The organism is Pseudoalteromonas sp. S1727, from assembly GCF_005886375.1.
Classification (GTDB): Bacteria; Pseudomonadota; Gammaproteobacteria; order Enterobacterales; family Alteromonadaceae; genus Pseudoalteromonas; species Pseudoalteromonas haloplanktis.
In genome coordinates, this window is record NZ_PNDT01000153.1 from 1 (window position 1) to 10,741 (window position 10,741).

General features: G+C 41.1%; 10 protein-coding genes. 7 read left to right on the forward strand and 3 right to left on the reverse strand.

Annotation, left to right across the window (positions count from 1 at the left end; all coding sequences use genetic code 11):
- Positions 1-358: 358 nt before the first annotated feature.
- The 6 genes from tig (at position 359) to ppiD (ending at position 8,938) form a co-directional block, all read left to right on the forward strand.
- Complete coding sequence (tig, locus tag CWB85_RS21105; RefSeq protein ID WP_016710232.1) at positions 359-1,663, forward strand: trigger factor; 1,305 nt, start codon at positions 359-361, stop codon at positions 1,661-1,663.
- Between the two features lie 166 nt (positions 1,664-1,829).
- Positions 1,830-2,447, forward strand: a complete 618-nt coding sequence (gene clpP / locus CWB85_RS21110) for an ATP-dependent Clp endopeptidase proteolytic subunit ClpP (RefSeq protein ID WP_016710233.1) — start codon at positions 1,830-1,832, stop codon at positions 2,445-2,447.
- 132 nt (positions 2,448-2,579) lie between these two features.
- Positions 2,580-3,863: an ATP-dependent protease ATP-binding subunit ClpX gene (clpX, locus tag CWB85_RS21115; protein ID WP_016710234.1), complete on the forward strand. Its 1,284-nt coding sequence runs from the start codon at positions 2,580-2,582 to the stop codon at positions 3,861-3,863.
- Between the two features lie 150 nt (positions 3,864-4,013).
- On the forward strand, positions 4,014-6,374 hold the full coding sequence (gene lon, locus CWB85_RS21120) for an endopeptidase La (RefSeq protein ID WP_016710235.1): 2,361 nt from the start codon (positions 4,014-4,016) through the stop codon (positions 6,372-6,374).
- A 185-nt stretch (positions 6,375-6,559) separates the two neighbouring features.
- Positions 6,560-6,862: an HU family DNA-binding protein gene (locus CWB85_RS21125; protein WP_301562686.1), complete on the forward strand. Its 303-nt coding sequence runs from the start codon at positions 6,560-6,562 to the stop codon at positions 6,860-6,862.
- A gap of 171 nt (positions 6,863-7,033) precedes the next feature.
- Entirely contained in the window at positions 7,034-8,938 is a 1,905-nt protein-coding gene (gene ppiD / locus CWB85_RS21130) for a peptidylprolyl isomerase (protein ID WP_138555953.1), read from the forward strand.
- Positions 8,939-9,091: 153 nt separating this feature from the next.
- Here the strand turns inward: ppiD and CWB85_RS21135 are convergent, their stop codons facing one another.
- Complete coding sequence (locus CWB85_RS21135) at positions 9,092-9,352, reverse strand: Txe/YoeB family addiction module toxin (RefSeq protein ID WP_138555954.1); 261 nt, start codon at positions 9,350-9,352, stop codon at positions 9,092-9,094.
- On the reverse strand, positions 9,349-9,600 hold the full coding sequence (locus tag CWB85_RS21140; protein WP_016710239.1) for a type II toxin-antitoxin system Phd/YefM family antitoxin: 252 nt from the start codon (positions 9,598-9,600) through the stop codon (positions 9,349-9,351). The genes CWB85_RS21135 and CWB85_RS21140 overlap by 4 nt, the downstream gene beginning before the upstream one ends.
- Before the next feature lie 547 nt (positions 9,601-10,147).
- On the opposite strand from CWB85_RS21140, the gene CWB85_RS23065 reads away from it, so the two are divergent.
- Positions 10,148-10,324 (forward strand): Retron-type RNA-directed DNA polymerase, encoded by a 177-nt coding sequence (locus CWB85_RS23065; protein ID WP_171039052.1) that lies wholly within the window; start codon positions 10,148-10,150, stop codon positions 10,322-10,324.
- Positions 10,325-10,406: 82 nt separating this feature from the next.
- On the opposite strand, the gene CWB85_RS22665 is transcribed toward CWB85_RS23065, so the two are convergent.
- Positions 10,407-10,741 (reverse strand): hypothetical protein (locus CWB85_RS22665; protein ID WP_212748247.1); only part of this gene is annotated, 335 nt, incomplete at its 5' end.

Genomic DNA, 10,741 nt, shown 5'->3' on the forward strand with positions numbered 1-10,741 from the left:
ATCGCCGACCACTTTCTCAAAATCTCATATCTAAAAAATCTAAAATCTATTTATTAACTCAAATCGACAATTATTGTTTTCCTGATAGCTTCGGGCGCCTACTTTTCATCCAGTCAACTGCTATAATCCGTGATCTAACCAAATAATTGCCCCCTAGACTCGACTATCATAAATATTAGGTTATAATGCCGCGTCTATTGTTTAACATAGTGCCCGAAGGGCAGAGCAGCATTGGTATCGTATAGTGAAGATGGAGTTTAAATGTCCTTTAAGTGACTTTTAACGTATCAAGCGCATAGTGATCACCGTGTTTGTAAGGAAGGCGAACAGTCGCCAAAATTGAAGATTGAGGTATATCATGCAAGTTTCTGTTGAGACGACTCAAGGCCTTGAGCGCCGTCTGACTATCACCGTTCCTGCAGAGAACGTTGAGACCGAAGTAAAAAAACGCTTACAACAACTGTCTAAAACCCAGCGTATTGATGGTTTCCGTCCTGGTAAAGTACCAACGTCTGTGATCAACAAGCGTTATGGTGGTGCAGTTCGTCAAGAAGTTGCTGGTGAATTAATGCAGCGTAACTTCTACGAAGCGATCGTAGCTGAAAAAATTAACCCAGCTGGTGCGCCTACATTTGCTCCTAAAGCACTTGAAGCAGGTAAAGATTTAGAGTTCGCTGCAACATTTGAAGTGTACCCTGAAGTAGAAGTTCAAGGTTTAGATAAAATTGCAGTAGAAAAGCCAGTAGTAGCTGTAACTGACGAAGACTTAGCTAACATGCTAGAAACACTTCGTAAGCAACACGCTTCATGGGCTGAAGTTGATGCAGCTGCTGGCGAGAAAGACCGTGTAACGGTTGATTTCGTAGGTACTATCGACGGTGAAGTATTTGAAGGCGGTAAGGCTGAAGATTTCCCATTAGAACTTGGTCAAGGTCGTATGATCCCAGGTTTTGAAGATAACATCGTAGGTAAAAAAGCAGGCGAAGAAGTCGTTTCTGACGTGACTTTCCCTGAAGATTACCATGCTGAAAACCTAAAAGGTAAAGCGGCTCAATTCACTATCACAGTGAAAAAAGTTGAAGCACAAGAGCTTCCAGAATTAAATGAAGAATTCGCAACTAAATTCGGTGTAACTGAAGGTGGCGTTGACGCACTTAAAGAAGAAGTTAAAAAGAACATGTCACGTGAACTTGACCAAGCAGTTAAAGCAAACGTAAAAGATCAAGCAATCAAAGGTCTTTTAGCTAACAACGAAATCGACGTGCCTAAAGCGTTAGTAGATCAAGAAATTGATGCACTACGTCAACAAGCTGCACAACGTTTTGGTGGCGATGCTAAAAACATGCCTGAGCTTCCAGCTGAACTGTTCCACGAGCAAGCTGTAACACGCGTTAAAACTGGCCTTTTATTAGGTGAAGTGATCAAAGCGAATGAGCTTAAAGTTGACGATGCAAAAGTAGACGCATTAATTGCAACAGTGGCTTCTGCATACGAAGATCCAACAGAAGTAGTTGAATACTACAAAGCAAATGATCAACTTATGCAACAAATGCGTAATGTAGCAATGGAAGAGCAAGCTGTTGAAGCTATTTTAGCTAAAGCAAATGTAACTGACGTTGAAAAAGCATTTGATGACATCATGAATCCACAGCAAGGCGCTTAATAAGTCATTGACTTAAGCCTCTGCTAACGATTAAATGGCTCGTGTTACTCTGTATTATGCAGTGTGCCCGAGCCATTTTAGTTTGTGGCCTTCAATTTTGCTAAAAAGATAACTATGCTTCCTTATAAATAAGGATAAGTATAAGCGCATAAGGAATAAAATAAATATGAACACTGGTATTACAGATCCTCTCAATGCATTAGTACCTATGGTTGTTGAACAAACAGCGAAAGGCGAGCGCTCGTATGATATTTATTCGAGACTATTAAAAGAGCGAATCATATTCTTAACGGGTCAAGTTGAAGACAATATGGCCAATCTAATTTTAGCGCAAATGCTATTTTTAGAATCAGAAAACCCAGAGAAAGATATCTTCTTGTATATCAATTCACCAGGTGGCTCTGTTACTGCTGGTATGGCAATTTACGACACGATGAATTTCATTAAGCCAGATGTAAGCACGATTTGTGTTGGTCAAGCGGCGAGTATGGGGGCATTTTTACTCTCTGGTGGCACTAAAGGTAAACGTTATTGCTTGCCTAATTCACGTGTAATGATTCACCAACCTTTAGGTGGTTTCCAAGGTCAAGCATCTGACTTTGAAATACATGCTAAAGAAATCCTGTCTATTAAAGATAAGTTAAATCGTTTAATGGCTGAACATACAGGACAACCATTGGATGTGATTTCTCACGATACCGACCGTGATAACTTTATGACGGCAAGTCAAGCTGTTGACTATGGTTTAGTGGATGCAGTCTTTACTAGCCGAGCAGGTAAATAAACCCTTTGAGCTGGTGACTATGTCGCCAGCTAAGCCTTTACTATGCGAAAAGCATTTTTTTTTGGTATAGTTAAGCGTATTGAAATAGCTGCTAAGTAGTTTGGCAGCCAACGTATAAGATGAGGTAGCTGAATGTCTGACACTCCTACAGACGGCGACAAAAGTAATAAATTGTTATACTGCTCTTTTTGTGGCAAAAGCCAGCATGAAGTTCGTAAACTAATTGCCGGCCCTTCAGTATATATTTGTGATGAATGTGTTGAGCTGTGTAACGACATTATCAGGGAAGAGATCAAAGACATTGCGCCTAAGCACAATACCTCTGATAAACTGCCTGCACCAAAAGAAATTCGTAATCACTTAGATGATTATGTGATTGGCCAAGACCATGCAAAGAAAGTACTTTCTGTGGCGGTTTACAATCACTACAAGCGTTTACGTAATCAAAACACGAAGACTGAAATCGAATTAGGCAAAAGTAATATCTTGCTAATTGGTCCTACTGGTAGTGGTAAAACACTATTAGCAGAGACATTAGCACGCCTACTTGATGTGCCATTTACTATGGCTGATGCAACCACATTAACCGAAGCCGGTTATGTGGGTGAAGATGTTGAAAACATCATTCAAAAGTTATTGCAAAAATGCGATTACGATGTAGAAAAAGCGCAACGTGGTATTGTTTACATTGATGAAATTGACAAAATTTCACGTAAATCAGACAACCCATCAATCACTCGAGATGTATCAGGTGAAGGCGTGCAACAAGCACTGCTTAAATTGATAGAAGGGACTGTCGCATCAGTGCCACCACAAGGCGGACGTAAACATCCACAGCAAGAGTTTTTACAGGTTGATACCTCAAAAATCTTATTTATCTGTGGTGGTGCATTCTCAGGTCTTGATAAAGTGATTGAGCAGCGTAGTCATAAAAACACCGGCATTGGTTTTGGTGTTGATGTGAAAGAATCTGCGGCGAGTCGCTCTTTAAGTGAAACGTTTAAAGATGTAGAGCCTGAAGATTTAGTGAAATATGGTTTAATTCCAGAGTTCATTGGCCGTTTACCGGTTGTGGCAACGCTTACTGAGCTTGATGAAGCTGCACTTATCCAAATTTTAAGTGAGCCGAAAAATGCCCTGACTAAACAGTATGGCGCATTATTCGGTATGGAAGATGTTGAGCTCGAATTCCGTGAAGATGCGCTTCGTGCTATCGCTCATAAAGCGATGGAACGCAAAACGGGTGCACGTGGTTTGCGTTCAATCGTTGAATCTGTATTGCTTGATACTATGTATGAACTGCCATCTATGGAAGATGTGAGTAAGGTAGTGATTGACGAAACCGTGATCAAAGGTGAGTCTGACCCTATTTTGATTTATCAAAGTGCCGGTCAAGATAAAGCGGCATCTGAATAAACTTTAGCCAGTTTATTTACAAAAAGGAGCCTCGTGCTCCTTTTTTTGTAATTTATTTAACTCTGTTGGGTTAAATTGTTGAACTTTAGCTAGGTTATCCCCATATACTTGAGTAATCTTTAAAATAAATGAAGAGCGAAGAGAAAAATAATGACGCTTGAGAGAACAGATCGAGTCGAAATCCCGGTACTGGCACTGCGCGATGTTGTGGTGTATCCGCACATGGTGATCCCGCTTTTTGTAGGCCGTGAAAAATCTATTAAATGCCTTGAAGCGGCAATGGATAAAGACAAACAAATTTTCCTTGTTGCGCAAAAAGACGCAACCGTGGATGAGCCAGAGCAAGACGATATTTATCGTGTTGGTACTATTGCCACTGTACTACAGCTACTTAAACTACCTGATGGCACTGTTAAAGTGTTAGTTGAGGGTACACAACGCGCAAAACTAGAAAGCTTTATTGATAATGATGACTTTTTTATTGCCAATGCGCAGTTTATAGGCTCAGAAGAAATTGATGAGCAAGAACAAGATGTGTTTATTCGCAGCGCCATTAATCAATTTGAAGGCTATGTAAAGCTTAATAAAAAGATTCCGCCGGAGGTACTTACCTCGGTGAGTGGCATTGATGAAGCGCCGCGCCTAGCGGATACCATGGCTGCGCATATGCCATTGAAAGTGCCTGAAAAACAAAAAGTGCTCGAGATCACTAATGTCACAGAACGCCTTGAGTATTTAATGGCATTAATGGAAGGCGAAATTGACTTACTGCAAGTTGAGAAAAAAATTCGTACCCGCGTTAAAAAGCAAATGGAAAAGTCGCAGCGCGAGTATTACCTCAATGAGCAAATGAAAGCCATTCAAAAAGAACTAGGCGAACTTGATGATGTGCCTGATGAATTTGAAGCGTTGAAAAAGCGCATTGAAGAATCGGGCATGAGCAGCGATGCACAAGAAAAAGCCAATTCAGAACTTGCCAAGCTAAAAATGATGTCGCCAATGTCGGCAGAAGCTACGGTTGTGCGTTCATATATTGATACGCTAATTAATGTACCGTGGAAAAAACGCTCTAAAGTGAAAAAAGACTTAGCCGGAGCGCAAAAGATTTTAGACAGCGATCATCATGGTCTTGATAAAGTTAAAGAGCGTATTATTGAGTATCTTGCGGTTCAGCAACGTACTAATAAGCTTAAAGGGCCTATTTTATGCCTAGTTGGCCCTCCAGGTGTTGGTAAAACCTCACTAGGGCAATCGATTGCGCGCTCAACGGGTCGTAAGTATATTCGTATGGCACTTGGTGGCGTGCGCGATGAAGCGGAAATTCGTGGCCACCGTCGTACGTATATCGGTTCAATGCCGGGTAAGCTTATTCAAAACATGAGTAAAGTGGGCGTTAAAAACCCATTATTCTTATTAGATGAAATCGACAAAATGTCTTCGGATATGCGTGGCGATCCGGCATCAGCACTGCTAGAAGTACTCGACCCTGAGCAAAATAGTCATTTTGCTGATCACTACTTAGAAGTTGATTATGACTTATCTGACGTTATGTTTGTGGCGACTTCAAATAGCTTTAATATTCCAGGTCCACTATTAGATCGGATGGAAGTAATTCGTTTATCGGGTTACACCGAAGATGAAAAGCTAAATATTGCAAAAGAGCATTTGATCCCTAAACAAGTTAAGCGTAATGGCTTAAAAGAGGGTGAAGTGGTTATCGAAGACAGTGCTATTGTTGGCATTATTCGTTATTACACTCGTGAAGCGGGTGTACGTAATTTAGAGCGAGAAGTGTCTAAGTTATGTCGCAAAGCTGTAAAAAACATTTTGCTCGAAAAAGACACGAAAGTAGTCACTATCAATGAGCAAAACCTAGAAGAGTTTTTAGGTGTGCAGCGTTTTGATTACGGTAAAGCTGAAGATGGCGACCGTATTGGTCAAGTAACAGGTTTAGCGTGGACTGAAGTCGGCGGTGATTTATTAACAATTGAGTGTGCAGCAGTACCTGGCAAAGGCAAACTAAGCTACACAGGCTCATTAGGTGATGTAATGCAAGAGTCGATTCAAGCAGCGATGACCGTTGTACGTAATCGTGCTGATGCATTTAGGATCAACAGTGATTTTTACGAAAAGCGTGATATTCACGTACACGTACCTGAGGGGGCAACTCCAAAAGATGGCCCAAGCGCCGGTGCGGCGATGGTTACTGGGTTAGTATCAAGTCTAACCGGTAACCCTGTGCGCGCTGATGTGGCGATGACGGGTGAAATCACTTTACGTGGTGAAGTGTTACCAATTGGTGGTTTAAAAGAAAAGCTCTTAGCCGCTCACCGTGGCGGTATTAAAACCGTTATTATTCCAAAAATTAACGAACGTGACCTAAAAGAGATCCCTGACAATGTGTTGGCAGGCCTTGATATTCACCCAGTTACATGGATTGATGAGGTTTTAAAACTGGCTTTAGTGCACCCAGTTGAGAGTTTTTCAGTCGAAACAGCTAAAAACCAGTAAAAAAGCGAAAAAAAGTGCATTAAAGGGCTTTTCAAATCTAGATGATATGATAAGTTAAGCACTGGTTTTCAAGCCTAGGCCTTATGTGGCCTAGGTTTAAGAAAAATTACAATCGTATGAGCATGAAAAAGTTTGCTCTAAAATTTTCAAAACAGTGATGTTAGTTTAAAAAACAATCGCTCTTGATAATAACAATGAAAGAGGATGATATTGTGAATAAATCTCAATTAATCGATCAAATCGCAGCTGACGCTGACATTTCTAAAGCGGCTGCGGGTCGTGCACTTGATTCATTCATCGAGGCTGTTTCTGGCGCGCTTAAAGATGGCGATTCAGTAGCATTAGTAGGTTTCGGCACTTTCTCAGTGCGCGAGCGTGCTGCTCGTTCTGGCCGTAACCCACAAACGGGCGAAACAATTCAAATCGCTGCAGCGACTATCCCAGCTTTTAAAGCGGGTAAAGCGCTTAAAGACGCATGTAATAGCTAATCACTACTCTTTAGTGAGTTAGTTTTGGCAGTGTAAGAAGTTAATCGCTTTTACAGCTTAATTAACTATCTTTCTCGCCAACTGCTTCAAGTAAAAAAGCGTATCTGGTAAGATACGCTTTTTTTACATAAGCAAGGCGATTTCTGCCTCGAATAGAATAGAGGTAAATAAATGCTTGAGAAAATCAGAGAAGGTTCGCAAGGACCGGTAGCTAAAGTTATTTTAGGCGCGGTGATTTTATCTTTTGCCTTAGCAGGGATCGGTGGTTACTTAGGTCAAACCACAGAGCAGCCCGTCGCTGAAGTAAATGGAGTTAAAATTAGCCAAACTGAATTTAGCCGTGCGTTCCAAAACGAACGTGCACGTTTAGAGCAACAATTTGGCGAATACTTTGCACAAATTGCGGCTGATCCAAATTATATGGCACAAATACGTCAAGGCGTTATTGACCGTCTAGTACAACAAGAATTGCAAACACAACTAGCGGCAGAACTCGGTTTACGTGTTAGTGATGAGAGTGTTAAAAAAGCGATTTTAGAGCTGCCATACTTCCAAATTGGTGGCAAGTTTAATAACGATCGTTACTTACAAGTAATTCGTCAAATGAACTTCCAACCAGACGCATTTCGCGAATATTTACGTGAAGAAATGACTCGCAGCCAATTAATTTCGGCCGTTGCGGGAACTGATTTTGCCTTAGAAAGTGAGCTAGCTAGTGCGATTGCGCTACAGCAGCAAACACGTAGTATTGATTACGTTGTGGTTAGCAAAGAATCACTACAAGAAGGGATTGCAGTAACTGAGCAAGAAATTGCAGATTACTATGACTTGAACTCGTCACAGTTTTTAGCACCAGAGCAAGTATCGGTAAGCTATATTGATTTAAATGCAGCAAACTTAAACTTACAAAGCAATGTAAGCGAAGAAGACGTAAAAGCATATTACGATCAAAACAGTGCACAATACATTGAGCCTGAAAAGCGCCGCGTATCACATATCTTAATTGATAACACTGAAGACGACGATGCAGCAAAAGCGAAAGCCGAAGACTTGTTAGCACAATTACAACAAGGTACTGACTTTGCTACATTAGCTGAATCATCATCTGACGATATTGTCAGTGCTGAAATGGGCGGTGATCTTGATTGGATCGAACGCGATATGATGGATCCAGCGTTTGAAGATGCAGCATTTGCACTGCAAAGCAAAGGTGATTTTTCAGACGTAGTGCAATCTGAGTTTGGTTATCACATCATTCAGTTAACTGATATTCAAAGCCAGCAAGTTAAAGCATATGATGCAGTAAAAGCTGACCTACGTGCTGAACTTGAGCGTGCTGAGAAAGTAAATGCATTTTACGAAAAGCAAACAGAAATGGGTGCTATCGCATTTGAAATTTCAGATACACTTGTTGACGCTGCAGAAGTGGCCGGTGTTGAAGTACAAACGACTGGACTAGTTGACCGTAATTCATTACCTGCACCGTTAAATACACCCGCGGTCATGACTGCAATTTTCTCTGTTGATGTTCTTGAAGATAAAATGAACTCAGAAGTTATCGAAGTGGGTGACGAGCATGTGGTGTTAGTGCGTGTTAAAGAGCACAAACCAGCTGCAACAAAACCACTTGCAGATGTATCTGAGCAAATTAAAGCACGCTTAGTTAGCCAAAAAGCATCAGAGCTTGCGAAAGAAAAAGCGACAACTCTATACGCAGAGATTGAAGCAGGTAAGAGCTTAACTGACTTAGCAACTGAGCATAGCTTAGAGCTACGTCAAGAAGCTGCATTGACTCGTCAAGCTTACACTGTTTCACCAGCTATCGTGCAACATGCCTTTAAAATGGCTCACCCAACAGATACTGCAGTGGTTGACAAAGTTGAGTTAAATAACGGTGATGCTGCAATCGTTGCCCTAAAATCAGTGACTAACGCGACTGTTGAAGGTGAAATTGAAGCGCAGCTTAAGCAAAATATTACTATGGCCCAAGTTAACAAAAACTACATGGTATTCATTGACGCTTTAAAAGCAAATGCCGAGCTTAACTTACCTAAAGCGCAAGCCGCCACAGAGTAATGTTAATTAAGCAAACCTAAAAAAGCGCCTAATGGCGCTTTTTTTGTGAGCAAAATATAAAAGTTAAAGGTAAAAGTTAAAGGTGCTAGGTATCTAGGGGCTAGGGGAGTTGGTTTGGAGATTCCAGTTTACTTCGCGCAATGATTATAATTTTTAAGTGCTGTAGTGGTATCTCAGTTGAGCGATTAAAAGCGTATCGTCTTGGTACTTGTATACTATTCTGTGCTCATCATTTATCCGTCGAGACCAATATCCCGATAAACCATGCTTAAGTGGCTCAGGTTTTCCAAGTCCTTCATGTGGGCTGCGTTGAATATCTTTAATGAGCAAATTTATACGTTTCAGTATTTTTTTATCATCGGCCTGCCAATAAAGGTACTCTTGCCACGCATGAGTAGAAAAGGTTAATTTCACTCAATTAGCTCTCTTTGTGTGCCTTCACCTTGCTCAAGTTCGGCAATCGACTCCAAAAGCTTGCGGGCATTGGCCGGGGATCTAAGTAGGTAAGTGGTTTCTTGCATCGCGTTATAGTCTTCTAACGACATCATAACCACTGGGCTTTCACTTTTGCGGGTAATAATAATCGGCGCATGATCATCGCACACCTGCGCCATGGTACTCGCTAAATTAGCGCGAGCAGCAGTATAACTAATAGCATCCATAACAACTCCAAAATGTTCATGTACGTTAATTTGTACAGTATAGCCCATGCACAAGTAATAAGTCACTTTAAATTAAGATACAGGAGTTAGTTACAAGGCTAAAGGTTAAAAGTAAAAGGTGCTAGGTATCTAGGGGCTAGGGGAGTTGGTTTGGAGACTCGAGTTTACCTCGCGCCGCTTTATGTAACACGCGTGGTTGGGTAGAGTGCAACGAAACCCAACGATAAAATACCCTGTCAGTCTGCACCAATGCACTGCATTATCGAGTGTTTTTATTTCTCCGATGTACTCTGAATTTTGGCAAAACCCGTTAAGTGATTTATTCACAAAGAGGTTCAGAGACGCTGCGCTTTAGAGTAATACAGATTCTAGAGCCAAAAGTATTTGCGCGGCTGGGGACACTACTACCTAATAACCAACGCTTATCAGCTAACGGTGGATTTAGATCACACTGGATACGCAGTAGGATAAGAATGTGCTACTGCCGGCAATGGCGCTCTTTACAAAGAAATAGCCCGCACTAAAGTACGCAGTTTAATGAAATTGGGTGTTAGCGAACGATTCGCCATTACATGTGGTATCACCAGTACCAAAAGTAGGCGAAGGCCCTTGTCGAAGCTCAAAAACAAAAGGAATTAACATTGCGATAGGCAATGACTATCTAGCGTCACAAGGTTTAGCGTCATTAAGAGATATTTGGATCAATATTCATTACGGGAGATGAACCGCCCATTGCACTTCCTGTTAATAAAAAGCGCATGATGGGTGGTGTGGGGGCTGGAGGTTAGAGACCTCCGGCTACCCGATTATATTGCATTGTTACGCCGCACTTTTTTATAAACATAAAGTATTGCTGCTGTTTGTAAAACGCTATTGATTATGTAGTAGCCTACTTGAATTACACCTGGCAGTTTTGCGAAGCTATCAGTAAACGGAAAGTAGCTAGTAATTAGCATTGCTCCGTAATAGACAATAAACTTATACACTTCTTCAAATAAGGTTAAGTTATCCTTAAACCCAAGCCCGAGTGAAGCACCCAACCCCAAAAATAGAAATACAATTAAAACTAGTATATGGATTATCGTTCCGATAAATAGATGCTTCAATTTCATCCTGCAATATAACGTCTTAGTATTTATAC

Bases quoted from the DNA above. Each gene is read 5' to 3' on its own strand.
- tig (WP_016710232.1), top strand. From the start codon at position 359: ATGCAAGTTTCTGTTGAGACGACTCAAGGCCTTGAGCGCCGTCTGACT.
- clpP (WP_016710233.1), top strand. From the start codon at position 1,830: ATGAACACTGGTATTACAGATCCTCTCAATGCATTAGTACCTATGGTT.
- clpX (WP_016710234.1), top strand. From the start codon at position 2,580: ATGTCTGACACTCCTACAGACGGCGACAAAAGTAATAAATTGTTATAC.
- lon (WP_016710235.1), top strand. From the start codon at position 4,014: ATGACGCTTGAGAGAACAGATCGAGTCGAAATCCCGGTACTGGCACTG.
- ppiD (WP_138555953.1), top strand. From the start codon at position 7,034: ATGCTTGAGAAAATCAGAGAAGGTTCGCAAGGACCGGTAGCTAAAGTT.
- CWB85_RS21140 (WP_016710239.1), bottom strand. From the start codon at position 9,600: ATGGATGCTATTAGTTATACTGCTGCTCGCGCTAATTTAGCGAGTACC.